The following is a 25,324-nucleotide window of genomic DNA, read 5'->3' as shown; positions in this document are numbered from 1 at the left end:
CATGCTGATGCCCCGTCGCGTCAAGCACCGCAAGCAGCACCACCCGAAGCGCACTGGTGTGGCCAAGGGTGGCACGAAGCTGGCCTTCGGTGAATACGGCATCCAGGCGATCGAGGGTCACTACGTGACCAACCGCCAGATCGAGGCAGCGCGTATCGCGATGACTCGTCACATCAAGCGAGGCGGCAAGGTGTGGATCAACATCTACCCCGACGTCCCGCTGACCAAGAAGCCTGCCGAGACCCGCATGGGTTCCGGTAAGGGTTCCCCCGAGTGGTGGGTTGCCAACGTCAAGCCCGGCCGCGTCATGTTCGAGCTCTCCGGAGTCGACGAGAACACGGCCCGCGAGGCGATGCGCCGCGCGATCCACAAGCTGCCCATGAAGTGCCGTTTCATCACGCGAGAGGCTGGTGAGTTCTGATGGCCAACTCTCTGCAGGCGTTCGAGCTGGACGAGCTCACCGACGTCGACCTCGAGGCGAAGCTGCGCGAGGCGAAGGAGGAGCTGTTCAACCTCCGGTTCCAGGCGGCCACCGGCCAGCTGGAGAGCCACGGTCGGCTCCGCACCGTCAAGAAGGACATCGCCCGGATCTACACCGTGGTGCGTGAGCGCGAGCTCGGCATCCGCGTGGCCCCGGGCACCGAGACCACCGAGGAGGCCTGATCATGGCTGAGTCCACTACGGACACCACCGAGCGCAACACGCGCAAGGTGCGCGAGGGCCTCGTCGTCAGCGACAAGATGGACAAGACCATCGTCGTTGAGGTCGAGGACCGCGTGAAGCACCCGCTCTACGGCAAGGTCATGCGCCGTAGCAGCAAGCTCAAGGCTCACGACGAGCAGAACACCGCCGGCATCGGCGACCGCGTCCTGGTCATGGAGACCCGGCCGCTGTCCGCGACCAAGCGGTGGCGCCTCGTCGAGGTCGTCGAGCGCGCCAAGTGATCTACGCCGCGTACGCGGCGGATCCGGCTGGCGGCAACTGAACTCAACTCATTGGCGCCAAATTGACCAAAGGGTGCAGGTCCAGCGACCATTGTTCGCTGGGCCTGTGCCCATCAAATCCCATTACGTTCGGCAAGGCTCACCCGCCCTGGAGCGGGGAGAGAACCAGCTCGACAAGGAGAAGTAATGATCCAGCAGGAGTCGCGACTCAAGGTCGCCGACAACACTGGTGCGAAGGAGATCCTTTGCATTCGTGTGCTCGGTGGTTCCGGTCGTCGCTACGCCGGCATCGGCGACACCATCGTCGCCACCGTCAAGGACGCTATCCCCGGTGGCAACGTGAAGAAGGGTGACGTCGTCAAGGCCGTCATCGTGCGCACCGTCAAGGAGCGCCGCCGCGCTGACGGCTCGTACATCCGCTTCGACGAGAACGCCGCCGTCATTCTCAAGAACGACGGCGAGCCGCGAGGCACCCGCATCTTCGGCCCGGTTGGCCGTGAGCTGCGCGACAAGAAGTTCATGAAGATCATCTCGCTTGCGCCGGAGGTGCTGTGATGGGTCGCTCGCACATCAAGAAGGGCGACACCGTCAAGGTGATCGCGGGTAAGGACAAGGGCGGCTCCGGCAAGGTGATCGCAGTCCTCACCCAGGAGGACCGTGTCATCGTCGAGGGCATCAACCTCATCAAGAAGCACACCAAGGTCCAGGACCAGGGCGGTCGCGCCGGCACCACCGGCGGCATCGTGACCACCGAGGCTCCGATCCACGTTTCCAACGTCCAGCTGCTCGAGGGTGGCGAGCCGGTTCGCGTCGGCTTCCGCCGTGAGACGGTCCAGAAGCGTCGCCCCGACGGGTCGACCTACGCGGCTGAGCGCAGCGTTCGCATCTCGCGCAAGACCGGTAAGGACATCTGATCATGACCGACACCGCTGTGGCCCCGCGCCTCAAGACGAAGTACCGCGAGGAGATCGCCCCGGCCCTGCAGGCCGAGTTCGAGATCCCGAACGTCATGCAGATCCCCGGTCTGACCAAGATCGTCGTCAACATGGGTGTGGGCGAGGCTGCTCGCGACTCCAAGCTGATCGAGGGCGCTGTCAACGACCTGACCGCGATCACCGGCCAGAAGCCGCTGATCAACAAGGCGAAGAAGTCCATCGCGCAGTTCAAGCTGCGTGAGGGCATGCCGATCGGTGCGCACGTCACGCTGCGCGGCGACCGCATGTGGGAGTTCCTCGACCGCCTGCTCTCGCTCGCGCTGCCCCGCATCAGGGACTTCCGCGGTCTCAACGGCAAGCAGTTCGACGGCAACGGCAACTACACCTTCGGTCTCACCGAGCAGGTCATGTTCCACGAGATCAACCAGGACAAGATCGACCGCTCGCGGGGCATGGACATCACCCTCGTGACGACTGCCACCAATGACGACCAGGGTCGCGCGCTGCTCAAGGCGCTCGGCTTCCCGTTCAAGGAGAACAACTGAGATGGCGAAGACCGCTCTCAAGGTGAAGGCCGCTCGTAAGCCGAAGTTCGCGGTTCGCGGTTACACCCGCTGCCAGCGCTGCGGCCGCCCGAAGGCTGTGTTCCGCAAGTTCGGCCTGTGCCGTATCTGCCTGCGTGAGATGGCCCACCGCGGCGAGCTGCCCGGCGTCACCAAGTCCTCCTGGTGAGCGATCACCGTTCCAACCACTGACGTTGAAGGTCCTCGTGACTCTGTGTCGCGAGGAAACCACTACGAGAAAGGGCCGTTCGGCCAATGACGATGACTGACCCGATCGCAGACATGCTCACTCGTCTGCGCAACGCCAACCAGGCGTTCCACGATACGGTTTCGATGCCGTACAGCAAGCTGAAGCAGGGCGTCGCTGAGATCCTCCAGCAGGAGGGTTACATCACCAAGTACGAGGTGCTGGAGCCCACCGAGGGCCAGGTCGGCAAGACCCTGACCATCACCCTCAAGTACGGCCGCAACCGCGAGCGCTCGATCGCCGGCGTACGCCGCATCAGCAAGCCCGGTCTGCGTGTCTACGCGAAGCACACCGGTCTCCCCAAGGTGCTCGGCGGCCTCGGCGTCGCGATCATCTCGACGAGCCAGGGTCTGCTGACCGACCGCCAGGCGAACAAGAAGGGCGTAGGTGGGGAAGTCCTCGCCTACGTCTGGTAATCAGGGAAGGGAGAGAGAAGAACATGTCGCGTATTGGCAAGCTCCCCGTCCCGGTTCCGGCCGGCGTGGACGTCACCATCGACGGCCAGGTCGTGAGCGTCAAGGGCCCGAAGGGCTCCCTGTCGCACACCGTGGTCGACCCGATCACCGTCGAGAAGGCTCAGGATGACGAGGGCCGCAACGTCCTCGACGTCAAGCGCCCCGACGACAGCCGGGACAACAAGGCCCTTCACGGCCTGTCCCGCACGCTGGTCAACAACATGGTCCTGGGTGTCACCGAGGGCTACGAGAAGAAGCTCGAGATCGTCGGCGTGGGTTACCGCGTCCTGTCGAAGGGTCCGACCAAGCTGGAGTTCCAGCTCGGCTACTCGCACTCGATCGTCTTCGACGCCCCCGAAGGCATCACCTTCACCACCGACGGTCCGACCAAGCTCGGCGTCGTGGGCATCGACAAGCAGCTCGTCGGTGAGGTTGCGGCCAACATTCGCAAGCTGCGCAAGCCGGAGCCCTACAAGGGCAAGGGCGTTCGTTACGCCGGCGAGAACATCCGCCGCAAGGTCGGAAAGGCTGGTAAGTGATGGCCATCTCGCTGTCGAACAACAAGCACACCGCTTCCCGTGTCCGCTCGCGCCTGCGTCGTCAGGCCCGCGGTCGCAAGAAGATCGAGGGTACGCCGGAGCGTCCGCGCCTCGTCGTGACCCGGTCGGCCAAGCACATCACCGCCCAGGTCGTCGACGACCTGGCCGGCAAGACGCTTGCCTCGGCTTCGACCATCGAGGGCGACCTGCGGTCGGCCTCCGGTGACAAGACCGCCAAGGCCAAGCAGGTCGGCGAGCTGGTTGCGTCGCGTGCCAAGGCCGCTGGGGTCGAGACTGTCGTCTTCGACCGCGCCGGCAACAAGTACCACGGCCGTGTCGCCGCGCTCGCTGATGGCGCGCGCGAGGCCGGTCTGACCTTCTGATCGCAACGATCGAACGAGAGAAGAGGAAAATCTCATGAGCGGAGCCCAGCGCGGACAGCGTGGTGGCGAGCGCCGAGGTCGCGACGACCGTCGCAACCAGAGCGCCGACAAGACCGCCTACATCGAGAAGGTCGTCGCGATCAACCGAGTTGCCAAGGTCGTGAAGGGTGGTCGTCGCTTCAGCTTCACCGCCCTCGTGATCGTCGGTGACGGTGAAGGTCTGGTCGGCGTCGGCTACGGTAAGGCGAAGGAAGTTCCCGCGGCGATCGCCAAGGGTGTCGAGGAAGCGAAGAAGCACTTCTTCCGCGTTCCCCGCATCCAGGGCACGATCCCGCACCCGGTGCAGGGTGAGAAGGCCGCTGGTGTGGTCCTTCTCCGTCCGGCCGCCCCCGGTACCGGTGTCATCGCCGGTGGTCCGGTGCGCGCGGTCCTGGAGTGCGCCGGCATCCACGACGTGCTGAGCAAGTCGCTCGGCTCGTCCAACCAGATCAACATCGTCCACGCGACGGTCGAGGCGCTTCGGATGCTCGAGACGCCCGAGGCCGTTGCTGCGCGTCGCGGTCTCCCGGTCGAGGACGTTGCCCCGGAGGCGCTGCTCAAGGCGCAGGCCGAGGTTGCGGAGCCCAAGGCGGGGGTGTCGGCCTGATGGCGCAGTTGAAGGTCCAGCAGAAGAAGGGCCTCGTTGGTCTGAAGCAGAACCAGCGAGACACCCTGCGTACGCTCGGTCTCAAGCGGATCGGCGACGTGGTCGTCAAGGAGGACCGCCCGGAGATCCGCGGCATGGTCCAGACCGTCCGTCACCTGGTGACGGTCGAGGAGGTCGACTGATATGGCACTCAAGGTGCACAACCTGGCGCCGGCTCCCGGTTCCAAGAAGGCCAAGACCCGCGTGGGTCGTGGTGAGGCGTCCAAGGGTAAGACGGCCGGCCGTGGTACCAAGGGCACGAAGGCCCGTTACCAGGTCCCCGCTTACTTCGAGGGTGGCCAGACCCCGATGCACATGCGGCTCCCCAAGCTGAAGGGCTTCAAGAACCCCTTCAAGGTGGAGTTCCAGGTCGTCAACCTCGACAAGCTCAACGAGCTGTTCCCCGAGGGTGGCGTCGTCACCCCCGAGACCCTGATCGAGAAGGGTGCCGTCCGTAAGGGCCACCCGGTCAAGGTCCTGGGCCAGGGTGACCTGACCGTCAAGGTCGAGATCAGCGCCAACGCCTTCTCCGGCTCTGCCAAGGAGAAGATCGAGGCCGCTGGCGGAACTGTCACGGTTCTCTGACAGTTCTACTAACGTAGAGCCTGTTACGTGGAAGCGCGGCCGGGTCGCCCCTCCGGGGTCCCGACCGCGCTCCCGCTGTTTCAGCCCTACGTGCATGAGCTGCCGTGGAGGCTGTTAGGCTGCCACGGGTTTTCGCATCGGCGCAGGCCCTGCGACCCCTGATTGTCGAAAGAGGAACCATTCGTGCTTGGCGCGTTCGCATCAGCGTTCCGTACCCCGGACCTGCGCAAGAAGCTGCTCTTCGTACTCCTGATCGTCGTGATCTTCAGGGCCGGATCCCAGATCCCGGCCCCTGGCGTTCACGTTGCGAACGTCCAGCAGTGTCTTGACGCAGCCCAGACCGGTGACAGCGCCGGCCTCTACAACCTGGTCAATCTCTTCTCCGGCGGTGCGCTGCTGCAGCTGACGATCTTCGCGCTCGGCATCATGCCGTACATCACCGCGAGCATCATCCTGCAGCTGCTCGTCGTGGTGATCCCGCGACTGGAGCGCCTCAAGAAGGAGGGCCAGGCCGGGCAGACGAAGATCACGCAGTACACCCGTTACCTGACCCTCGGCCTCGCGGTCCTGCAGGCCACCGGCATCGTCGCGCTGGCGCGCTCCGGCGACCTCCTCCAGGGCTGCACGCAGCCTCTGCTGCACGACGACGGCACCGCCACCTTCCTGGTCATGGTCATCACCATGACCGCCGGCACCGCGGTCATCATGTGGCTCGGCGAGCTGATCACCGAGCGCGGTATCGGCAACGGTATGTCGATCCTGATCTTCACCCAGGTCGTCGCCACCTTCCCGGCCACCATGTGGGCGGTCAAGAACGACAAGGGCTGGTGGACCTTCGCGATCGTGCTCGTCATCGGTCTGGCGATCATGGCTGCGGTCATCTTCATCGAGCAGGCCCAGCGCCGGATCCCGGTCCAGTACGCCCGCCGGATGGTCGGACGCAAGATGTTCGGCGGCTCCTCGACGTACATCCCGCTCAAGGTGAACCAGGCCGGCGTCATCCCGGTCATCTTCGCCTCGTCGCTGCTCTACCTGCCGGCGATGGCGGCGCAGTTCAACCAGAACGCGCAGAACCCGCCCGTGTGGGTCGACTGGATCAACAACTACTTCGTCCAGGGCGACCACCCGATCTACATGGCGACGTACTTCGCGCTGATCATCTTCTTCACCTACTTCTACGTGTCGATCACCTTCAACCCACCGGAGGTCGCCGACAACATGAAGAAATACGGTGGCTTCATTCCAGGAATTCGGGCCGGGAAGCCGACCGAGGACTATCTGTCCTACGTTTTGTCCCGTATCACACTGCCGGGCTCGCTCTACCTCGGTCTGGTTGCGCTCATCCCGCTGATCGCGCTGGCGCTCATCAACGCGAACCAGAACTTCCCCTTCGGTGGCACCTCGATCCTGATCATGGTCGGCGTCGCCCTCGACACGGTGAAGCAGATCGAGAGCCAGCTCCAGCAGCGCAACTATGAAGGGTTCCTCCGATGAGACTGATCATCATGGGCCCGCCGGGAGCCGGCAAGGGCACCCAGGCGAAGTTCATCGCCGAGCACTTCGGGATCCCGGCGATCTCGACCGGCGACATCTTCCGCGCCAACATGAGCGAGGGCACCCCCCTCGGCATCGAGGCCAAGTCCTACGTGGACAAGGGCGAGTACGTCCCAGATTCGGTGACGAACCTGATGGTTCGCAACCGTATCGACGAGCCCGATGCTGCCAAGGGATTCCTGCTCGACGGCTACCCGCGCACGCTCGCGCAGGTCGAGGAGCTCGACGGGATGATCAAGTTCACCGGCCACGCGCTGGACGCGGTGGTCGTGCTGACCGTCGACAAGGACGAGATCGTGCAGCGGCTGCTGCAGCGTGCCGAGCTCGAGGGCCGCGCCGACGACACCGCCGACGTCATCCGGCGTCGTCAGGAGGTCTACCTCGAGGAGACCGCTCCGTTGATCGAGGTCTACAAGGGTCGCGGCCTGGTCCACGAGATCGACGGCTTGGGTGAGGTCGAGGACGTCACCAAGCGGATCTTCGACGAGCTCGACATCATCCCCGAATCCTGATCGACATCTCGCACATGGGGGAGCCATGGGCTTCATGAACAAGGTCCAGATCAAGACCCCTGAGCAGATCGAGAAGATGCGTAGGGCCGGCCTCGTGGTCGGCGAGACGCTCGAGGTGCTCCGGGCCGCCGCGCGGCCCGGAGTCACCCTTCTCGAGCTCGACGCCATCGCCGAGGACTCGATCCGGTCCCGTGGTGGCGTCCCGTCGTTCAAGGGCTACCACGGCTTTCCGGGCTCGATCTGCGCGTCGGTCGACGAGGTCGTGGTCCACGGCATCCCGGGGTCTCGGGAGCTGAAGGACGGCGACATCATGTCCATCGACTGCGGCGCCATCGTCGAGGGCTGGCACGGCGACGCCGCGATCACGGTGGCGATGGGCTCGGTGTCAGACGAGGTCGCCGAGCTGATGCGGGTCACCGAGGAGTCCATGTGGCACGGCATCGCCGCCGCCCGCCTCGGTGGACGGGTCACCGACATCTCGCACGCCATCGAGACCTATGTCGACTCCCAGGGTGACTACGGCATCCTCGAGGACTTCAGCGGTCACGGCATCGGCACCGAGATGCACATGGAGCCGTCGGTGTTCAACTACGGCAAGCCCGGCAAGGGTCCCAAGCTGCAGCGCGGCATCGCGCTGGCCATCGAGCCGATGCTCACCCTGGGCGGCCCCGAGGTCACCACCCTCGAGGACGACTGGACGGTCGTCACCGACGACGGCTCCTGGGCGGCCCACTTCGAGCACACCTTCGCGCTCACCGCCGATGGCGCGTGGGTGCTCACTGCACTCGACGGCGGCGAGGAGATGCTCGGCAAGCTCGGCGTTCCCTGGGGCGGTCACTGAGCCGCGGTATGACTGAGATCGCGCGCTTCGCGCGGGTCGACGAGGTCGCCGCCGATCTCGGCATGCTGACTGCAGCAGAGCGTGCCCGCCACCAGCGGCTGGTGGTCGAGGCCGACCGGGAGGCGTACGCGGCAGCGCACGTCCTCGTCCGCGAGTGCGCAGCGGAGCTGCTGGGCCTCGCTCGCGAGGAGATCGTGATCGAGCAACGCTGCGCTCGGTGCGGCAGCACCGAGCACGGAGTGCCGTCGGTCGCCGGTCCGACGGGGGCGGCGATCCAGGTGAGTCTCAGCCATACGCGCGGCCTGGTCGGCGCGGTCGCCTCGACCAGGCGGTGCGGCGTCGACGTGGAGAAGGTCTCGCGCGGGCCCGACCGGGCGCTCTCGAGGTGCGAGGCGGCGTGGGTGGCGGGGCAGCCGGACCCTGCGTACGCGTTCACGCGGTTGTGGGTGCGCAAGGAGGCGTTGGTGAAGGCCGGGCGCGGCAGCATGGCAGCGGCGCAGCGTCTCGATGTCCTCGCTGAGGAGGGCCCGATCGATCAGTTCGGCGATGTCCGGATAGCCCAGTGGGAAGCCCCGGGTTTCCTCGGCGCCGTGGCGATCTGTGCCGACATGCGGACCGAAAACTGATAGGAAACTGAACAAACCCCGGTTGTCCATGCCGTTGACTAGCGGATATGCGACATCACCTGTCGATTGACAGAGAAAGGGACCTCGGTACCTCGCGTGCCGGCTCCTCTGTGAGTAACTTGGTCAGCCCGCGGGGACAGGGAGAGCCCCGTACTCGGGAGGAATAACAGGATGAGCACGCAGTTGCGACGACCCACGGCGGCGCGACCCAATCCTTCAGCACGGACGCGAAGCGCGATCATCGACCGACTCAGTCCTGAGGACATCGAGATGTTCTGGGACCAGATCGCCACCTCGCTCCCGCTCGTCGAGGAGACCGGCGCCGGCGGCGCTGACGACGAGGTCGTCGTCACCTTCTGCTGGCGCGACGACGAGGCCGAGGAGGTGCTTCTCTTCGCCAATCGGCTCTCCGACGAACGCCATCTCGCCGAGACGATGCTCGAGCGCAAGGAAGGCACCGACCTGTGGCACGCCTCGTTCCTGATGAAGGCCGACTGGCGCGCCTCGTACGCCTTCCTGTGCAAGCACCCCGGTGAGCCGGCCCCGTGGGAGAGCGAGGGTCAGGTCGAGCTCCGTGCCGTCCTGCACCGCGGCTACCTCGACCCGCTCAACTCCGACTGGTGCCACAACCGGCAGGGCATCAAGCAGTCGGTCGTCTCGCTGCCCGACGCTCCGCTGCAGCCGTGGCTGTACCGTCGCGATGACGTCGTCGCCGGCACCGTCACCCTGGAGACGGGCCCGGACGGGCGCGACGTCTGGCTCTACGATCCGGCAGGCGCCGGGCTCAACGTCGACCTGCCGCTCGTGGTCGCGCTCGACGGTGAGATCTGGACCGACCACCACTCGCTGCCGACCACGCTCGACAACCTGATCGCCGACGGCCACCTCCGCCACGTACGCTGCGTCCTGCCCGCCTCCGGCGGCCGTGACAAGCGCTGGGAGGAACTCGCCGGCGGCGAGGGCGCCGACTACATCGTCAACCAGCTGCTGCCGTGGGTGCGCGAGCGTCGCGCGGTCACCGCGGAGACGTACGTCGTGGGCCAGAGCCTCGGTGGGGTGACTGCGCTGCGTGCCGGGCTGACCTACCCGGAACACATCCACGGTGTCGCCAGCCAGTCGGCCTCGCTGTGGCTCGACGACCTCGCCGACGCCGTCACGCCGGAGGCGAAGACTCGCGTGCATCTGGCGCACGGCACCCAGGAGTGGGTTCTCGACGAGCTCCACCACGACCTCGTCGACCGTCTCCGGGCGGCCGGGATCGACGTCACCTCCGCGGAGCACAACGGCGGCCACGACTACGCCTGGTGGCGCTCGGCGGTCGCGGACGGACTCCGCGCGCTGCTCCCGCCGGAATAAACGGCGCCCGGGACCGGGTTGAGCCTTCACGTGAAGCTGAGCGTTCTCGACCTCGTCCCCGTCCGTAAGGACCAGTCCTCCGCAGATGCCCTGACCGCGACGCTGTCGCTGGCCAAGGCCGCCGACGAGCTGGGATTCGAGCGCTACTGGCTCGCCGAGCACCACAACATGCCTGCGGTCGGTTCGACCAACCCGCCGGTCCTGATCTCGCTGGTGGCCGGCGCGACCGAGCGGATCCGAGTCGGCTCCGGTGGCGTGATGCTGCCCAACCACGCGCCGCTGGTCGTGGCCGAGCAGTTCGCGCTGCTCGAGGCGGCGTTCCCCGGCCGGATCGACCTCGGCATCGGCCGAGCGCCGGGGACGGACCCGGTCACCTCGTGGGCGCTGCGCCACGGCGCCGGGGGAGTGACCGACGACGCGGTCAACCGGTTCCCGGAGTACCTCGACAACATCGTCGCCATGATGGCGCCCGAGGGCGTCGGGCTGATGGCCGGCGGTCGCCAGCACGTCCTGCACGCGACCCCGTCGGCGGCGTCGGTCGCCGAGCTCTGGCTGCTCGGCTCCTCCGATTACTCCGCTCGCCTGGCCGCGGAGAAGGGGCTGCCCTACGTCTTCGCCCACCACTTCGCGGGCAACGGCACCGACACCAAGGCGATGATCGACCTCTACCGATCGACGTTCCGGCCCTCCGAGCTCGTCCGTGAGCCGAAGACGTTCCTGACAGTGAACGCGAGCGTGGCCGAGACTGCGGAGGAGGCCGACCGTCGGGCGCTGCCGCAGCTGCTGACCATGCTGAAGCTGCGCACCGGGCAGCCGCTGACCGCGCAGCCCAGCATCGACGAGGCCGAGAAGACCGAGATCCCCGACGCCCACCAGGGACTCATCGACACCATGCGCAGCCGCTGGATCATCGGCTCCGCGGCGGACGCGAAGCTGCGCCTCGCCGCCATGGCCGACGAGTACGGTGTGGACGAGGTCATGGTGAACCCCGTCGGCTCTGCGTACGAGGGAACGGACCCGCGCACGGCGCCGGCCCGTGAGGAGACCCTGCGGCTGCTGGCGAGCTGAGTCGAGGGCGGCGCAGTAGGATCTGGCTCACCTCGTCGCGAGCCGACGGCGCGCCTGAGCCACTTGGCACGAGGGACCTAGGACACTGTCTGCTTCTGAGCCCGTAACCCTGCGCTCGCGCACGGGTTGTGCCAATCTGATCACCGCTCCTTTTCCTTCTCCACATCTGAAAGTGCCGCCTCATGACACGCTGGAGCCTGCGCTTGCTGAAGCGCCGGGGGCCCCAGACTGCGACGCTCGCTGAGCAGTCAGATCCGGGTCTTGCTCGCTCATTCCCTCCGACGAACGGCCAGGCCGCGCCCTTCCCGCCGGTGTCACCGACGCCGGCCTTGCCGCCGGCACCCGTTCCCCAGCCGATCTCCTCGACACCTGCGCCGCTGCAGGAGGACGAGGACGAGGCCTGGCCCGAGATCATGGAGCAGTTCGGGCTCCACCTGATCAGCCTGGCCGAGCAGATGCGCATCTCGCTCGACGGGCTCGAGGCGGACGAGGACGATCCCGAGCGGCTGAGGAAGCTCTACGAGGTCGACCACGCGGTGACTCGCATGCGGCGGGCCAGCCGCGATCTGCGTACGCTCGCCGGTCGAGCCCAGGACGAGATGGGCGGCATCGACACCTCGCTGCTGGACATCATCCGGATGGCGCTGTCGAGCATCGAGCGCTACAACCAGGTGACGATCGGTCGGGTGAGCGAGCTCGCCGTCATCGGGTACGCAGCCGACGACGTCTCCTGCCTGATCGCCGCGCTGCTGGACAATGCGACCAAGTACTCGCCGGGCGCGGTGACGGTCAACGTCCACCTCGCCGACGCCGGAGACGTGCTCTTCCGGATCGAGGACACCGGCATCGGCATCCCGGAGCGCTCGGTGGGGCGCCTCAATGCGTTGCTGGCGGGCCCGGTCGTGGAGCTGGTCAGCAAGTCCGGGAGCCACACCGGCTTCCCGGTGGTGCACCGGATCGCCCGAAAGTACGACATCGACGTACGCCTCGCCACCCGGCCCGCGCCCGGCAACGGGATGATCGCGATGGTGACCGTGCCGGCCCAGCTCCTGTGCGAGGTGCCGGTCGCACCGGTCGAGCCGGCAGAGCTGCCCAGGGCCTCCGGTGCGAGCAGCGTCGCGGTCCTTCCGCCGGCTCCGCGGCGGCGCGGCCCCCAGGCGGTTCCGCAGGCCGTGCGGCGGCCCATGCATCGGACCGAGCTACAGACCGCGCCGCACCCGCAGCCCGACGCACACCACGAGGCGCAGACCGGGCAGCACGCTGTGCAGCAGCCCACGCGGCCGACGGCCCAGTTCGCTCCGGCGCCCAGTCAGCAGCCCTCACCGGATCTGTCCACCGACACCTTGAAGACGTCGATCCCGCTGACCGGTGAGACAGGTGGGGCGGATGAGACGAACGAGGCCTCCGCGCCCGCCGAACAGAGCGGACCAGTAGAGTCCGGTGCGCTCCCGCGCCGGGAGCCGGTCAGCCTGCGCAGCAAGCAGACTGTGCCCGAAGCAGCCGCCGGAACGCAGGCCGAGGATTCCTCACCCGAGAACCGGTCGGCAGCCCGGCACTCCTTCGCAGACGACCTCGACGCGTTCTCCCTTGGCAGCTAAGTCCCAGCAGTGAAAGGAACCCTTTCGTAATGGAAAGCCCGGTCGTCCCCCGCGACCCCAAGGAATTCAGCTGGCTGATCGACAACTTCGCCAGCTCCACCCCAGGTGTGACCCATGCGCTCATCGTCTCCTCCGACGGGCTCCCGCTGATCGGTGCCGGCGGCATGTCCGCCAACGTCGCCGACCCGCTTGCCGCGATGACCGCCGGAGTGATCAGCCTCGGCAACAACATCGCGCGGGAGGTGGGCGAGCCTGGCTGTGACCAGGTGATGCTGAAGTTCCACACCGGCCATTTCCTCTTCATGGGCATCGGCGACCTCGCCGGCTTCGCCGTCCTGGTCGGGGCCGGGGCGAACCTGGGCGTCGTCGCCCACAAGATGGCCCAGCTGGTCGACGCCGTCGGCCACGTACTCACTCCCCAGATGCGCGACGAGCTGCGCCAGATGACGGTCAGCTCGATGGCCGGGGAGCGCGCGTGACGTCCAATCCGTGGGTACGTCCCTACGTACTGACCGGCGGCCGGACCCAGACCAACCACCAGCTGTATGTGCACACGCTGGTCTCCTCATCGCACTTCGACGCGCGCGCGGCGTCCAAGCTGACCCCTGAGTCGCGCCGGCTCTATGACCGCGTACGTCTCGGGCCACAGTCGGTCGCGGAGCTGTCCGCGCACTGCGGGATCTCACTCGGGGTGACTCGCGTGCTGCTCGAGGACCTGGCCTCGACCGAGCACCTGCAGATCAATGAGGGGGCCTACGAATCCCCCTTCGACCACCGTCTGTTGAAGAGAGTTATCGATGGCCTTTCCGAGCTCGGCTGACCGCCAGGCGCTGACCGTCACCTCTGCCAAGCTCGTGATCGCAGGAGGTTTCGGCGTCGGGAAGTCGACCATGGTCGCCTCGGTCTCCGAGATCCCCCCGGTGAACACCGAGGCGTGGATGACGCAGGCCGGCGAGTCCGTGGATCCGCTCTCGGACTCGAGCGCCAAGACGACCACGACGGTCGCGATGGACTTCGGCCGGGTCACGCTCGCGCCCGATCTGCTGCTCTACCTGTTCGGCACCCCGGGGCAGCCTCGGTTCTGGCCGATGTGGGACGACCTGTGCCGCGGCGCCAGCGGCGCCGTCGTCCTGGTCGACACCCGTCAGCTCGACGCGTCGTTCCCGGCGATCAACTACTTCGAGAACGACTCCGACGTACCGTTCGTCGTGGCGGTGAACCTGTTCGACGGAAAGCTCACGCACTCCTTGGAGAAGGTGCGCGATGCGCTCTGCCTCGACGAGAGGACGCCGCTGGTGACCGTGGACGCCCGCGACCGCAGGTCGACGGCCAAGACGCTGGTCGCCTGCCTGGCGCACACGATGAAGACCACCCCCACCCGCGCCTGACCCCGGAGGCGTCCCCCACTCCAAGGAGTTTCCTTGCGCAAGATCCTGATCGTCGGCGCCGGACAGGCAGGCATGCAGCTCGCCCTCAGCCTCCAGATCGAGGGCTACGAGGTGACGGTCATGTCGGCACGTACGCCCGACGAGCTGCGCGACGGCTGGCCGATGTCGACGCAGGTCATGTTCGACCCCGCCCTGGCCTATGAGCGTGTCTACGACCTGAACCTCTGGGAGGACGAGGCGCCGCGCATCCCCGCGGTCGGGATCTCGGTCAGCCCGGAGCCCGGGGTCCGGGCGCTGAAGTTCGACGGTCCGTGGGAGCCGTACGCCATGTCCGTGGACCAGCGGCTGAAGATGTCCACCTGGCTGGAGCTGTTCGAGGACCGTGGCGGCCGGATCATCTACCACCCCGTGATGACCTCCGACCTGGCCGGCCTGGCGCCGATGTACGACCTGACCCTGATCGCCGCGGGGAAGGGTGAGATCGTCGACCTCTTCGACCGCGACCCCGTCCGCTCGAAGTACACCACCCCCGGACGTACGCTCTCGGCGATCTACCTCCAGGGCTGGATCGAGCCCGACGACTTCCCCGCCATGAGCATGCGGATCAACGTGGCGCCCGGGGTGGGAGAGCTGTTCGTGATCCCCGCCCTGACCAGCGCCGGACCGAGCCGAGTCGCGTTCGTCGAGGCGATCCCGGACGGCCCGTTCGACTGCTTCTGGGACCGCCCTCGGCCCGACGAGCACTTGCGCCGTCTCCAGCACCTGATGCTCGAGCACATGCCCTGGGAGGGCGAGCTGATGCGTGAGTGCGTGCCCACCGACGCCCGCGCCTCGCTCTCGGGCTCCTTCACCGGCACGATCCGCAAGCCGTACGCCGAGGTCTCCGACGGCACCTACGTCTTCGGCATGGGCGACGTCGTCGTCGTCAACGACCCGATCGCGGGTCAGGGGTCCAACAACGCCGCCCACTGTGCCGGGATCTACACCAAGGCGATCGTCGAGCGTGGCGAGCTGCCGTTCGACCCGGAATGGATGCAGGCGACCTTCGAGACCTTCTGGGAGACCCGTGCCCAGCATTCAACCGGCCTGACCGACGCGCTGCTCAACCCGCTGCCCGAGCACGTGCAGCAGGTGCTCGGCGCGGCCACCCAGCATCAGGGGGTGGCCGACCGGTTCACCCGGCTGTTCCCGCACCCCGAGGATCTCGGACCGTTCCTGGGCGACCCGGAGGCGGCACTGGCGTACGTCGCGGAGGTCGCGGAGGCGGACGCAGCCGCCCGGGCCTGAGCGAGCGATCACGGCGGCTTGACGATTAGGGCATTGCTGTTCTAGGGGTCTAGGGTTGGTAGTCGGTCCAACGTGGGTCTGTCCCGTCGTGCCTCGCGGCTGCCCGATCAGCGCGTTTCTGCGCGCTCGCGGGTGAGACATGCAGATGGCTTCACGAGGTCCACTCCGAGTAGTCGGAGAGGTTCCCGGACCGCCCGCGGGTCATCCGATCCGTGGTTTGAACGGTAGATGACCGACCAACAGATTGCAGAGGGCATGCCGAAGAAAGAAGGCGTGATCGAGATCGAGGGCACCGTAGTGGAGGCCCTCCCCAACGCTATGTTCCGCGTGGAGCTGAGCAACGGACACAAGGTTCTCGCCCACATCAGCGGCAAGATGCGGCAGCACTACATCCGGATCCTTCCCGAGGACCGCGTGGTGGTGGAGCTGTCCCCCTACGACCTGACGCGCGGTCGGATCGTCTACCGGTACAAGTAACCAGCCGACGATCAAGAAAGGGCTGACATGAAGGTCAACCCGAGCGTTAAGAAGATCTGTGACAAGTGCAAGGTGATCCGTCGCCACGGCCGCGTCATGGTGATCTGCGAGAACCCGCGCCACAAGCAGCGCCAGGGCTGAAGGTTCCCGCTGAGGGTGGTCTCGACCACCGATAACTGAATACTTCATCGAGTCGCTAGGACGCAGGCCAGAACTTTCTGGGTCCGAACTCACCTCCGGAGCAGAGGCCGGAGCCCGAGGGTGCCACCCCGGGACGCGACCCGACCGACACCTCTGACGCAACCAGAAGGATCACAATGGCACGCCTCCAAGGTGTTGACCTTCCGCGCGACAAGCGCGTGGAGATCGCTCTCACCTACATCTACGGCATCGGCCGTACCACCTCGCAGAAGCTCCTCGAGGCCACCGGCGTCAACCCGAACACCCGGGTGCACGCTCTGGCCGAGGACGAGCTGGTCAAGCTCCGTGACGAGATCGAAGCCCAGGGCATCCAGACCGAGGGTGACCTCCGTCGTGAGGTCCAGGCTGACATCCGTCGCAAGATCGAGATCGGCAGCTACCAGGGACGCCGCCACCGTCAGGGCCTTCCGGTCCGCGGTCAGCGCACCAAGACCAACGCGCGCACCCGCAAGGGCCCGAAGCGCACCGTCGCCGGCAAGAAGAAGGCCAAGTGATCCGACGCCTGCACCGGATTGTCCCGGGCAGCGTTGATCCGGCTTTCGCCTCGATCTCACAGACCAGCCAACACAGGAGTTAATGCATGCCTCCGAAGACCCGTCAGGGTGCGACGAAGATCCGTCGCAAGGAGAAGAAGAACGTCGCTCAGGGCGAGGCCCACATCAAGAGCACGTTCAACAACACGATCGTCACGATCACCGACCCGACCGGTGCGGTGATCTCGTGGGCCTCGGCCGGCACCGTCGGTTTCAAGGGCTCGCGTAAGTCGACCCCGTTCGCCGCTCAGATGGCCGCCGAGGCCGCTGGCCGCCGCGCGATGGACCACGGCATGAAGAAGATCGACGTCTTCGTGAAGGGCCCGGGCTCGGGCCGCGAGACCGCGATCCGCTCCCTGGGTGCGATCGGCCTCGAGGTCGGCACCATCCAGGACGTCACGCCGGCCCCGCACAACGGCTGCCGTCCGCCCAAGCGCCGTCGCGTTTGATCCCCACCGAGACATAGAAGGAGACTGAAGAGTAATGGCCCGTTACACCGGACCCATGACCCGCAAGTCGCGCCGTCTCGGTGTCGACCTTGTCGGCAACGACGCGGCGTTCGAGAAGCGCCCCTACCCTCCCGGCCAGCACGGCCGCGGCCGCATCAAGGAGAGCGAGTACCTCCTCCAGCTTCGTGAGAAGCAGAAGGCTCGTTTCACCTACGGCGTGATGGAGAAGCAGTTCGCTTCCTACTACGCCGAGGCCCACCGCCGCGGTGGCAAGACCGGCGACAACCTCCTGGTGCTCCTCGAGGGCCGCCTGGACAACGTCGTCTACCGTGCCGGTTTCGCCCGCACCCGCCGCCAGGCCCGCCAGCTGGTCGTTCACGGCCACTTCCTGGTCAACGGCAAGAAGGTCAACGTGCCTTCCTACCAGGTCTCGGCTCACGACGTCATCGACGTTCGCGAGAAGTCGCTGGAGATGACCCCGTTCATCGTGGCTCGCGAGACCCACGGCGAGCGCGTCGTCCCGGCTTGGCTCGAGGCTGTCCCGAACCGGATGCGCATCCTGGTTCACCAGCTCCCCGTCCGGGCTCAGATCGACGTCCCGGTCCAGGAGCAGCTGATCGTCGAGTACTACTCGAAGCTCTGATCGGCCCTTTGCAGTAACGATGGCGAGTCCCCGGCGTTCAAACTTCAGAGAAGTACGCCGGGGCCTTGCCGCCCCCACAGCCTTCCGTCATCACCCCTTGAAGTTCGGGTCCGTCAAATAGCGGTCGGCCCGGAAAGGACAAATCAGTGCTTATCGCACAGCGCCCCACCCTGTCGGAAGAGTCCGTCGAGGAGTTCCGCTCCCGCTTCGTGATCGAGCCCCTCGAGCCGGGCTTCGGTTACACCCTGGGCAACTCTCTTCGGCGCACCCTGCTCTCCTCGATCCCCGGTGCTTCGGTCACCTCGATCAAGATCGACGGCGTTCTCCACGAGTTCTCGACCATCGAGGGCGTCAAGGAAGATGTCACCGAGATCATCCTCAACCTCAAGGGTCTGGTCGTCTCCTCCGAGCACGACGAGCCCGTCACCATGTACCTGCGCAAGTCCGGCGCCGGTGACGTCACCGCAGCCGACATCGCGCCCCCGGCCGGTGTCGAGGTGCACAACCCCGACCTGAAGATCGCGACGCTGTCCGACAAGGGCAAGATCGAGCTCGAGCTCGTCGTCGAGCGTGGTCGCGGCTACGTCTCGGCCGTCCAGAACAAGGGCGCCGAGAACGAGATCGGCCGGATCCCGGTCGACTCGATCTACTCGCCGGTCCTCAAGGTCAGCTACAAGGTCGAGGCCACCCGCGTCGAGCAGCGTACGGACTTCGACAAGCTCGTCATCGACGTCGAGACCAAGCCGTCGATCGCTCCCCGCGACGCGATCGCCTCGGCCGGTAAGACCCTGGTCGAGCTCTTCGGTCTGGCCCGTGAGCTGAACGTCGACGCCGAGGGCATCGACATCGGCCCCTCGCCGGTCGACGAGCAGCTCGCCGCCGACCTCGCCCTCCCGGTCGAGGACCTGCAGCTGACCGTTCGCTCCTACAACTGCCTCAAGCGCGAGGGCATCCACACCGTGGGTGAGCTCATCTCGCGCTCGGAGCAGGACCTGCTCGACATCCGCAACTTCGGCGCCAAGTCGATCGACGAGGTCAAGCTGAAGCTGCACGAGATGGGCCTGTCCCTCAAGGACAGCGCTCCGGGCTTCGACCCGTCCGCCGCCCTCGCCGCCTACGGCGACGATGACGACGACGCGTTCGTCGAGGACGAGCAGTACTGAGTTTCCACCAAAACCGCCCCGTGAGGGGCGTCTACCCCGGTACCTGATACGGCCGGAGAGAAGGAGCAGGCACGATGCCTACCCCGAAGAAGGGTGCCCGTTTCGGCGGCTCGCCCGCGCACCAGAAGCTGATCCTCTCGAACCTCGCCACCGCGCTGTTCGAGAACGGCCGCATCACCACCACCGAGGCCAAGGCCCGGCACCTCCGCCCCGTCGCGGAGAAGCTGATCACCAAGGCCAAGAAGGGTGACCTGCACAACCGTCGCGAGGTCCTCAAGACCATCCGCGACAAGTCGGTCGTGCACACTCTCTTCACCGAGATCGCCGAGCAGTTCGCGGAGCGTCCGGGTGGCTACACCCGGATCACCAAGATCGGTCCCCGCAAGGGCGACAACGCTCCGATGGCTGTGATCGAGCTCGTCAACGAGGCCTACGAGCCGAAGACCAAGGCTGCTCCGGCTGCCGCGGCTCCGGTTGAGGCTCCCGTTGAGGAGGCCCCGGTCGAGGAGGCTCCGGTCGAGGAGACCGCCGCCGACGAGACCGAGGTTGCTGCCGAGGAGGCTCCCGCTGCGGAGACCACCGAGGCCAAGGCCTGATCTGTTCTGATCTGTGGCCCGTCACCCGCGAGGGTGACGGGCCACTGTCATTTCCCGGCGACCTGCTCGGATCGCGCCAGCAGCCAGCAGACGAGCCCACCGAGGGTCATGGCCACCGTCGTCACCACGGTGGAGAGCGCCGACATCAGGTACGCCGCAGCGAAGCCGTTGTCGGAAGGCATGGCCGGCGTCAGCGCCAGGGGCACCTGCAGCACGATGAGCAGGACATAGGTGACGGGGAGGCCGATCAGCCACCGGCGACCGATCCACGCGGCGCTTCCCCAACCGGCTAGGACCAGCAGCAGGATCATCGGCGAGACCAGGCCGATGACGATCGGGTCATAGAACTGGATCAGCTGGACGAGACCGTGCCAGAGCACGGTGTTCAACAGCCAGGCGAGCATCGGCAGCACGATGCCGAGGAGCCGGCCCGTCGGGGTGCGGGCGATGAGCGCAGCGCCGCCCGCCACCACGGCGTACTGCAGTGCATTGAGCACGATCGTCACGATGGTGATGACGGTCATGGTGGCCAGGCTGTCGCCGAGAAGTTTGATCAGCACGAACCCGATCACGCCGATCGCGATCTGCAGGGTCACCACCGCCGCGATGACGGCAATGGTGATGGGCCTGGTCGTTCGAAGGGTAGACCCGGTGGCGTGACTCATGGCCCGCAGCCTGCCGGACCGCCGCGTACCTGACCACCCCTTTCAGAGACGGGCTCTCAGAGGTCGGCGAGGAAGGCGGCGCCGTCGAGGCTGCCAGGCTCGGCGCCGGTGCGGGCGATGTCGTGCACCGCGCGCTGGACGGCTTCGTTGACCGGGGTCGGGACGCCGTGGAGGCGGCCGAGCAGCACGATCTCACCGGCGAGGTAGTCGATCTCGACGCCGCTTCCGCGAGCGAGGCTCTGCCAGGTCGAGCTGTTGTTGGCGCGGCCGCGTCCGGTGATGTGGCCGGCTCGCCGCGTACGGTCCTCATCGGCGGTCACGACGCTGATGCCGGCGGCAGCGAGGGCGGCGTCCGCCTCGGCCAGGCAGCGGGCGTAGATCTCCTCGTCGCTGGGGCCGGGAGCGATCGCAGCGTTGATACCGTTGCCGAGGTTGTTGAGGAGCTTGCGGTGCTTCCAGGCCATGATGTCGGCGCGCGGCTCGCTGAGGAACCCTGCCTCGACCAGGTCGTTCGCGATCGCGGTGGCGGTCTCGTCGACGCCGGCGGGATAACGGCCGATGTCGAGGATGCCGGGCTTGTTGCCAGAGTCCTGGACGACCGCGCCCGGGGTCAGGAAAGTCGCAGGGAGGATGACATGGATGGCGTACGTCCGAGCGAAGCGCCGCAGGATCCGCGGCTCGTTCGCGACGCCGTTCTGCATCGCTACGACCGGCGTGTCCGGCGGGGCGTACGCCGCCAGGGCCTCGAGCGCGGCCTCGGTCTGCTGGCCCTTGACGCTGAGGAGCACGACCGTGTCCTCGGTCCAGGCGACCTGGCTAGCGTCCTCTACGGCAGCTACGTCGAGGGTCAGCACGCCGTCGGGGGTGTCCAGGCTGAGGCCGGTGTCCTGGATCGCGCGGAGGTGCTCGCCGCGGGCCACCAGGGTGACGTCGAGCCCTGCCCTGTGCAGCAGGCCGCCCACGACGCCGCCGACCGCTCCCGCTCCGAAGATCACATAGCGCATGCGCCGAGTCTGGCAAACGACATGGTCGCTGCGAGAATGGGCCCGTGCGCATCAGGATCGACCTCGCCTACGACGGCACCATGTTCCACGGCTGGGCGACCCAGCCGGGGCTGCGTACGGTCCAGGGGGAGCTGCAGGACGCGCTGGCGACGGCGCTGCGGATGCCGGCGACGGGGGAGCGGTCCCAGGTGTGGGTGACGGTCGCCGGACGTACGGACTCGGGCGTGCACGCCCGCGGCCAGGTCGCCCACTTCGACATCGATGCCGAGGTGCTCGAGTCCTCACGGGGACGGTCGGAGCAGTCACCGATCGACTCGCTGGTCCGCCGGTTGAACGGGATCCTCCCGGCCGATCTGCGGGTCCGCCGGGCGATCGAGGCGCCGGAGGGGTTCAACGCCCGGTTCTCCGCGCTGTCGCGCCGCTACGTCTACCGGATCGTGGACGACCCGGCGTACGTCGACCCGCTGAAGCGCGGGCACGTGCTCTATCGGACGCGGCCGCTCGACCTTTCGCTGATGAACGTCGCCTCCGCGGACCTCGTCGGGCTCAACGACTTCGCCTCCTTCTGCAAGCCGCGCGAGGGCGCGACCACGATCCGCGACCTGCGCCAGCTCAGCTGGGACCGGCGCCCCGACGGGATCATCGAGGCGACCGTCCTCGCCGACGCCTTCTGCCACTCCATGGTGCGCTCGCTGGTCGGGTGCCTGATGGTGATCGGGGAGGGCCGCAAGGACGTCACCTGGGCCAAGGAGTCGCTGGCCTCGCGGTCGCGGTCCTCGTCGATCCCGATCGCGCCGGCCAACGGGCTGACCCTCGAAGAGGTCGCCTACCCGCCCGACGAGCTGCTGGCAGCCCAGCACGAACGCACCATGAATCGCAGAGAGGCGAGCGAGCTTGACCGGGACCGATGACGAGCACTACTTCTCCGCCGACCCGTCGGTGCCCTTCGAGCGGATCCCCGTCTCGACGACCGTGTGGGACCTGGATCTCTCGCTGGTCTCGGGGTCGGGGGTCTTCGCCAAGGGACGCCTCGACATCGGCACCTCGGTGCTGTTCAAGGAGACCGAGCCGCCCTCACTGAGGCCCGGCGCACGGGTCCTCGACCTCGGCTGCGGCTACGGCATGATCGGGCTCGCGCTCGGTCTGGCGGTGCCGGAGGCGTACGTCACCGGCGTCGACGTCAACGAGCGCGCGGTCCTGCTGGCCAACGAGAACGCGGCGAAGCTGGGTCTGGGGGATCGCTATCGCGCTTCCGTGCCTGCCGAGGTCGATCCGGAGATCCCGTATGACGAGATCTGGAGCAACCCGCCGATCCGGATCGGCAAGCCGGCCCTCCACGAGCTCCTGCTCACCTGGCTCCCGCGCCTCGCACCCGATGGCCGCGCCGTCATGGTCGTCGGCAAGAACCTCGGCGGCGACTCGCTGCAGCGCTGGATCACCGACCAGGGCTACCCCACCACCCGCATCGGCAGCGCCAAAGGCTTCCGGGTCCTCGAGACGGTACGCGCCTGACCGTCCGCCGAGTCGGCTCGTCCTGACACAGATTTGCGCCGAGTCGGCGCGTCATAACGCGCCGACTCGGCGAGATTCTTGGTCAGGACGCGCCGACTCGGCGAGATTCTTGGTCAGGCGGGGACGGGGTCCTTGGCCAGCTTCACCGGGAGGCGGTCGAGGCTGTAGACGACCGAGAGGTCGCGCCAGCCGAGGTCGCCGGGGTCGTCGGTGGCCATCGCCAGGTCGGGGAAACGGCGGGCGAGGCCGGTGAGGGCGGCGCGGAGCTCCATACGGGCCAGCTCGGCGCCGACACAGCGGTGCATGCCGTGGCCGAAGGCGAAGTGCATGGTGTCGGCGTTGCGGAGATCGAACTGCTCCGGCTTCGGCACCACCGCGGGGTCGCGGTTGGCGCCGGTGAGGCTGACCAGGACGACGGCGCCCTTCTTGATCGGCACGCCGAAGAGATCGTGGTCCTCGCGGGCGAACCGCGGGAAGGCGAGCTGCACCGGGCACAGGTAGCGGAGCAGCTCCTCGACGACCTTGTCGACCCCGGCTCGGTCGCCGGTGCGCAGGATCTCGTACGCCTCGGGGTTCTGCATCAGGACGTAGGCGCCCATGGAGAGCATCGAGGCGGAGGTCTCGTAGCCGCCGAGGAAGACGCCGTCGGCGAGGCCGCCGAGCTCGACGTCGTCGTACTCGGCGCCCTTGGTGCGGATGATCTCGCCGATCATGCCCTCGCCTGGGTTCGCGCGCTGCTGGCGGACCTGCTCGATGAGGAACGTCCTGGTCTCGGTGGCGGCGCCGAAGGATCCGGCGCCACCCTCCGAGAGGTCGAAGCGGGCCATGCCGAGCTTGTGGAACTCCTCGCGTACGTCCTCGGGCATGCCCAGCAGCTCGCAGATCACCCGGAACGGGATCTCGAAGCCGAAGTGCTGGACCAGGTCGACCTCGGGGCCATGGGCCTCCATGTCGTCGAGAGCGTCGGTGACGATCCGGTCGATCATCGCGGTGAGGCGACCGAGGCGTCGCATGGTGAACTCCGGCGTCAGCAGCCCGCGGAGCTTGGTGTGGTCGGGCGGGTCGGTCATGCCGAGGCCACCGATGCCCTCGGCGTCTGTGCGCTCGCGGGTGCCGAGGAGGTGGCGCATGTCGTTGGAGTAGGCGGTCCGGTCTGCCAGGACGTGCTTGGACTCGGCATGTCCGGTGACGAGGACGATGTCGAGCCCGAGCACCGAGCCGAGCTTGGTGACCGGTGCCTGCGCACGGCTCTCGGCGAGCATCGGCACGGGGTCGACGCCGTCACGGAGCAGCGGGAAGGTCAGGTGCTCGGGGATCTTGCGCAGCGTGGTGATGTCGGGGATCGGTGACGCCTTGCCCCGCAACGCGAACTGCAGGGCGAGCTTGCGGACCCGATCGGTCAGCGGTCGTGTCATCGCCCGTAGAGAGGAACGTACCTGGGCAGCAATCTGCATGCGGCCCAGTCTGGACCATCGTCAGACGACGGTCATCAGGAATACCCCTGGTTTGACGATCCTTCCCAGGTCACCCGTGGAGCACAGCCCGGAACAGCGCGCAGGTCTCCTCGATCGCGAGCTGTGCCGTCTGCGAGTGCTGGCCCATGGCGAAGAAGCCGTGGATGAGGCCGTCGCAGTGGAGGTAGGTCGTGGGAACCCCCGAGCTCTCCAACGCCTTGGCGTACGCGATGCCCTCGTCGCGCAGCGGGTCGAACTCGGCGGTCACCACGACCGCCGGTGCCAGACCCTCCAGATCGCCCTTGATCGGACTGACCCGCGGGTCGGAGCGGTCGTCGCCGCCGACATAGTTGTCGGAGAACCACTTCATCGTCGGCAGCTCGAGGAAGTAGCCGTGGCCGTTCTCCGCGTAGGAGGGGTAGCCGCTGGTCATGTCGGTCGCCGGGTAGATCAGCAGCTGGCCGGCGAGCTCGCGCCCCTCGGCCTGGAACGCCTGGGCGACCACGGTCGACAGGTTGCCGCCGGCACTGTCGCCGGCGACGGCCACCCGGTCGTCACCCCCGAGCGCCGTGGCGTTGTCGCTGGCCCAGCGCGCGGCGGCCAATGCGTCTTCGTAGGCGGCGGGGAAGGGGTTCTCGGGAGCGAGGCGGTAGTCGACGGAGACGACGACGGCGTCGCAGAGGGAGGCGAGGTTGCGGGCCTGGTCCTCGTGGGTGTCGAGGTCGCCGACCACCCAACCGCCGCCGTGGAACATCACGATCGTCGGCAGCGGCCGGTCGGTGGCGGGCCGATAGATGCGTACGTCCAGGTCGCCGGCCGGCCCTGGGATCACCGAGCTCTCGACCGAGTCGATAGGTGGGAGTGGAACGCCTTCGCTCAACGCATGGTAGAGCGCTCGCGCCGTCGGAGGGTCGTAGGACTCCAAGGGCTCGCCCTTTGCGAAGAGGGTGAGCAGGTCGGCGATCTGACTGTCGAGCGGAGGCATGGCGTAAGTCATATCGGTATTGGATGAAATGTGTCGAGCGTCACGTTCTGCTGATGGGACCGTTCTGCTGGACCGG

At 67.1% G+C, this 25,324-nt stretch carries 37 protein-coding genes; 33 read left to right on the top strand and 4 right to left on the bottom strand.

The genetic code is table 11. From position 1 onward, the window contains the following. Position 1 precedes the first annotated feature (1 nt). The 31 genes from rplP to rplQ all read left to right on the top strand — a co-directional run bounded on the left by rplP (position 2) and on the right by rplQ (position 19,628). Positions 2 to 421: a 50S ribosomal protein L16 gene (gene rplP, locus IEY84_RS08785; RefSeq protein WP_183544361.1), complete on the top strand. Its 420-nt coding sequence runs from the start codon at positions 2 to 4 to the stop codon at positions 419 to 421. Continuing rightward, positions 421 to 663 (top strand): 50S ribosomal protein L29, encoded by a 243-nt coding sequence (rpmC, locus tag IEY84_RS08780; protein WP_008361011.1) that lies wholly within the window; start codon positions 421 to 423, stop codon positions 661 to 663. The genes rplP and rpmC overlap by 1 nt, the downstream gene beginning before the upstream one ends. Before the next feature lie 2 nt (positions 664 to 665). Beyond that, the gene (gene rpsQ / locus IEY84_RS08775; RefSeq protein ID WP_091052388.1) at positions 666 to 944 is read left to right on the top strand and encodes a 30S ribosomal protein S17; all 279 of its coding nucleotides are present in this window, start codon (positions 666 to 668) and stop codon (positions 942 to 944) included. A 186-nt stretch (positions 945 to 1,130) separates the two neighbouring features. Beyond that, positions 1,131 to 1,499 carry a 50S ribosomal protein L14 gene (rplN, locus tag IEY84_RS08770; protein WP_008361015.1) on the top strand — a complete coding sequence of 123 codons (369 nt, stop codon included), beginning with the start codon at positions 1,131 to 1,133 and terminating at the stop codon, positions 1,497 to 1,499. Further along, a complete protein-coding gene (gene rplX / locus IEY84_RS08765) occupies positions 1,499 to 1,858 on the top strand; it encodes a 50S ribosomal protein L24 (RefSeq protein WP_183544359.1) in 360 nt (119 codons plus the stop codon). Before rplN ends, rplX begins: the two co-directional genes overlap by 1 nt. A 2-nt stretch (positions 1,859 to 1,860) precedes the next feature. Further along, complete coding sequence (gene rplE / locus IEY84_RS08760; protein WP_183544357.1) at positions 1,861 to 2,424, top strand: 50S ribosomal protein L5; 564 nt, start codon at positions 1,861 to 1,863, stop codon at positions 2,422 to 2,424. 1 nt (position 2,425) lies between these two features. Continuing rightward, complete coding sequence (locus IEY84_RS08755) at positions 2,426 to 2,611, top strand: type Z 30S ribosomal protein S14 (protein WP_017932844.1); 186 nt, start codon at positions 2,426 to 2,428, stop codon at positions 2,609 to 2,611. An 86-nt stretch (positions 2,612 to 2,697) separates the two neighbouring features. Further along, on the top strand, positions 2,698 to 3,105 hold the full coding sequence (gene rpsH, locus IEY84_RS08750; protein ID WP_179659690.1) for a 30S ribosomal protein S8: 408 nt from the start codon (positions 2,698 to 2,700) through the stop codon (positions 3,103 to 3,105). A gap of 23 nt (positions 3,106 to 3,128) precedes the next feature. Beyond that, entirely contained in the window at positions 3,129 to 3,683 is a 555-nt protein-coding gene (gene rplF, locus IEY84_RS08745; RefSeq protein WP_179659689.1) for a 50S ribosomal protein L6, read from the top strand. Further along, positions 3,683 to 4,066: a 50S ribosomal protein L18 gene (gene rplR, locus IEY84_RS08740; RefSeq protein ID WP_008361025.1), complete on the top strand. Its 384-nt coding sequence runs from the start codon at positions 3,683 to 3,685 to the stop codon at positions 4,064 to 4,066. Before rplF ends, rplR begins: the two co-directional genes overlap by 1 nt. 34 nt (positions 4,067 to 4,100) lie before the next feature. Then, entirely contained in the window at positions 4,101 to 4,712 is a 612-nt protein-coding gene (rpsE, locus tag IEY84_RS08735; RefSeq protein ID WP_183544354.1) for a 30S ribosomal protein S5, read from the top strand. Continuing rightward, the gene (gene rpmD / locus IEY84_RS08730; protein ID WP_008361029.1) at positions 4,712 to 4,894 is read left to right on the top strand and encodes a 50S ribosomal protein L30; all 183 of its coding nucleotides are present in this window, start codon (positions 4,712 to 4,714) and stop codon (positions 4,892 to 4,894) included. Before rpsE ends, rpmD begins: the two co-directional genes overlap by 1 nt. A 1-nt stretch (position 4,895) precedes the next feature. After that, positions 4,896 to 5,336, top strand: coding sequence for a 50S ribosomal protein L15 (rplO, locus tag IEY84_RS08725; protein WP_183544352.1), 441 nt, complete (start codon positions 4,896 to 4,898; stop codon positions 5,334 to 5,336). Positions 5,337 to 5,519: 183 nt separating this feature from the next. Next, positions 5,520 to 6,830, top strand: a complete 1,311-nt coding sequence (gene secY, locus IEY84_RS08720; protein ID WP_183544350.1) for a preprotein translocase subunit SecY — start codon at positions 5,520 to 5,522, stop codon at positions 6,828 to 6,830. Beyond that, positions 6,827 to 7,402, top strand: a complete 576-nt coding sequence (locus IEY84_RS08715) for an adenylate kinase (RefSeq protein ID WP_183544348.1) — start codon at positions 6,827 to 6,829, stop codon at positions 7,400 to 7,402. Before secY ends, IEY84_RS08715 begins: the two co-directional genes overlap by 4 nt. 25 nt (positions 7,403 to 7,427) lie before the next feature. Continuing rightward, complete coding sequence (gene map, locus IEY84_RS08710) at positions 7,428 to 8,243, top strand: type I methionyl aminopeptidase (RefSeq protein ID WP_183544346.1); 816 nt, start codon at positions 7,428 to 7,430, stop codon at positions 8,241 to 8,243. Between the two features lie 8 nt (positions 8,244 to 8,251). After that, a complete protein-coding gene (locus tag IEY84_RS08705) occupies positions 8,252 to 8,869 on the top strand; it encodes a 4'-phosphopantetheinyl transferase family protein (protein WP_183544344.1) in 618 nt (205 codons plus the stop codon). A 171-nt stretch (positions 8,870 to 9,040) separates the two neighbouring features. Next, the gene (locus IEY84_RS08700; protein ID WP_183544342.1) at positions 9,041 to 10,225 is read left to right on the top strand and encodes an enterochelin esterase domain-containing protein; all 1,185 of its coding nucleotides are present in this window, start codon (positions 9,041 to 9,043) and stop codon (positions 10,223 to 10,225) included. Between the two features lie 30 nt (positions 10,226 to 10,255). Then, positions 10,256 to 11,293, top strand: coding sequence for an LLM class flavin-dependent oxidoreductase (locus tag IEY84_RS08695; RefSeq protein WP_183544340.1), 1,038 nt, complete (start codon positions 10,256 to 10,258; stop codon positions 11,291 to 11,293). 311 nt (positions 11,294 to 11,604) lie between these two features. Beyond that, positions 11,605 to 12,891: an ATP-binding protein gene (locus IEY84_RS08690; RefSeq protein ID WP_183544338.1), complete on the top strand. Its 1,287-nt coding sequence runs from the start codon at positions 11,605 to 11,607 to the stop codon at positions 12,889 to 12,891. 29 nt (positions 12,892 to 12,920) lie between these two features. Further along, entirely contained in the window at positions 12,921 to 13,370 is a 450-nt protein-coding gene (locus IEY84_RS08685; protein WP_165112376.1) for a roadblock/LC7 domain-containing protein, read from the top strand. Next, positions 13,367 to 13,711, top strand: coding sequence for a DUF742 domain-containing protein (locus tag IEY84_RS08680; RefSeq protein WP_183544335.1), 345 nt, complete (start codon positions 13,367 to 13,369; stop codon positions 13,709 to 13,711). Before IEY84_RS08685 ends, IEY84_RS08680 begins: the two co-directional genes overlap by 4 nt. After that, positions 13,689 to 14,279, top strand: coding sequence for a GTP-binding protein (locus tag IEY84_RS08675; protein ID WP_183544333.1), 591 nt, complete (start codon positions 13,689 to 13,691; stop codon positions 14,277 to 14,279). Before IEY84_RS08680 ends, IEY84_RS08675 begins: the two co-directional genes overlap by 23 nt. Positions 14,280 to 14,312: 33 nt before the next feature. Continuing rightward, on the top strand, positions 14,313 to 15,566 hold the full coding sequence (locus tag IEY84_RS08670; protein WP_183544331.1) for a styrene monooxygenase/indole monooxygenase family protein: 1,254 nt from the start codon (positions 14,313 to 14,315) through the stop codon (positions 15,564 to 15,566). A gap of 255 nt (positions 15,567 to 15,821) precedes the next feature. Continuing rightward, positions 15,822 to 16,043, top strand: coding sequence for a translation initiation factor IF-1 (gene infA / locus IEY84_RS08665; RefSeq protein WP_011757309.1), 222 nt, complete (start codon positions 15,822 to 15,824; stop codon positions 16,041 to 16,043). 27 nt (positions 16,044 to 16,070) lie between these two features. Next, a complete protein-coding gene (gene rpmJ / locus IEY84_RS08660) occupies positions 16,071 to 16,184 on the top strand; it encodes a 50S ribosomal protein L36 (RefSeq protein ID WP_008361054.1) in 114 nt (37 codons plus the stop codon). A gap of 176 nt (positions 16,185 to 16,360) precedes the next feature. Next, positions 16,361 to 16,738 (top strand): 30S ribosomal protein S13, encoded by a 378-nt coding sequence (gene rpsM, locus IEY84_RS08655; protein ID WP_008361056.1) that lies wholly within the window; start codon positions 16,361 to 16,363, stop codon positions 16,736 to 16,738. A gap of 86 nt (positions 16,739 to 16,824) precedes the next feature. Beyond that, the gene (gene rpsK, locus IEY84_RS08650; protein WP_008361058.1) at positions 16,825 to 17,226 is read left to right on the top strand and encodes a 30S ribosomal protein S11; all 402 of its coding nucleotides are present in this window, start codon (positions 16,825 to 16,827) and stop codon (positions 17,224 to 17,226) included. 34 nt (positions 17,227 to 17,260) lie between these two features. Continuing rightward, on the top strand, positions 17,261 to 17,869 hold the full coding sequence (rpsD, locus tag IEY84_RS08645) for a 30S ribosomal protein S4 (RefSeq protein WP_183544329.1): 609 nt from the start codon (positions 17,261 to 17,263) through the stop codon (positions 17,867 to 17,869). 146 nt (positions 17,870 to 18,015) lie between these two features. Next, complete coding sequence (locus tag IEY84_RS08640; RefSeq protein ID WP_008361061.1) at positions 18,016 to 19,032, top strand: DNA-directed RNA polymerase subunit alpha; 1,017 nt, start codon at positions 18,016 to 18,018, stop codon at positions 19,030 to 19,032. A gap of 74 nt (positions 19,033 to 19,106) precedes the next feature. Beyond that, the gene (gene rplQ, locus IEY84_RS08635; RefSeq protein ID WP_183544321.1) at positions 19,107 to 19,628 is read left to right on the top strand and encodes a 50S ribosomal protein L17; all 522 of its coding nucleotides are present in this window, start codon (positions 19,107 to 19,109) and stop codon (positions 19,626 to 19,628) included. Positions 19,629 to 19,675: 47 nt separating this feature from the next. On the opposite strand, the gene IEY84_RS08630 is transcribed toward rplQ, so the two are convergent. Next, positions 19,676 to 20,293, bottom strand: a complete 618-nt coding sequence (locus IEY84_RS08630; RefSeq protein WP_183544319.1) for a hypothetical protein — start codon at positions 20,291 to 20,293, stop codon at positions 19,676 to 19,678. Between the two features lie 56 nt (positions 20,294 to 20,349). Then, positions 20,350 to 21,297, bottom strand: a complete 948-nt coding sequence (locus tag IEY84_RS08625; RefSeq protein WP_183544317.1) for a ketopantoate reductase family protein — start codon at positions 21,295 to 21,297, stop codon at positions 20,350 to 20,352. 44 nt (positions 21,298 to 21,341) lie between these two features. On the opposite strand from IEY84_RS08625, the gene truA reads away from it, so the two are divergent. Both truA and IEY84_RS08615 read left to right on the top strand, forming a co-directional pair. Further along, positions 21,342 to 22,208, top strand: a complete 867-nt coding sequence (gene truA, locus IEY84_RS08620; RefSeq protein WP_183544315.1) for a tRNA pseudouridine(38-40) synthase TruA — start codon at positions 21,342 to 21,344, stop codon at positions 22,206 to 22,208. Then, positions 22,192 to 22,809: a class I SAM-dependent methyltransferase gene (locus IEY84_RS08615; RefSeq protein ID WP_183544313.1), complete on the top strand. Its 618-nt coding sequence runs from the start codon at positions 22,192 to 22,194 to the stop codon at positions 22,807 to 22,809. Before truA ends, IEY84_RS08615 begins: the two co-directional genes overlap by 17 nt. A 113-nt stretch (positions 22,810 to 22,922) precedes the next feature. Here IEY84_RS08615 and IEY84_RS08610 read toward each other — a convergent pair whose 3' ends face one another. Next, entirely contained in the window at positions 22,923 to 24,263 is a 1,341-nt protein-coding gene (locus IEY84_RS08610; protein ID WP_229788469.1) for a cytochrome P450, read from the bottom strand. A gap of 70 nt (positions 24,264 to 24,333) precedes the next feature. Next, positions 24,334 to 25,260: a LipP1 family hormone-sensitive lipase gene (gene lipP1 / locus IEY84_RS08605; protein WP_183544311.1), complete on the bottom strand. Its 927-nt coding sequence runs from the start codon at positions 25,258 to 25,260 to the stop codon at positions 24,334 to 24,336. Positions 25,261 to 25,324: the final 64 nt, after the last annotated feature.

The sequence above is a fragment of the Nocardioides albus genome (genome assembly GCF_014648255.1).
GTDB lineage: Bacteria > Actinomycetota > Actinomycetes > Propionibacteriales > Nocardioidaceae > Nocardioides > Nocardioides albus.
This window is presented reverse-complemented; position numbering and strand designations above follow the sequence as displayed.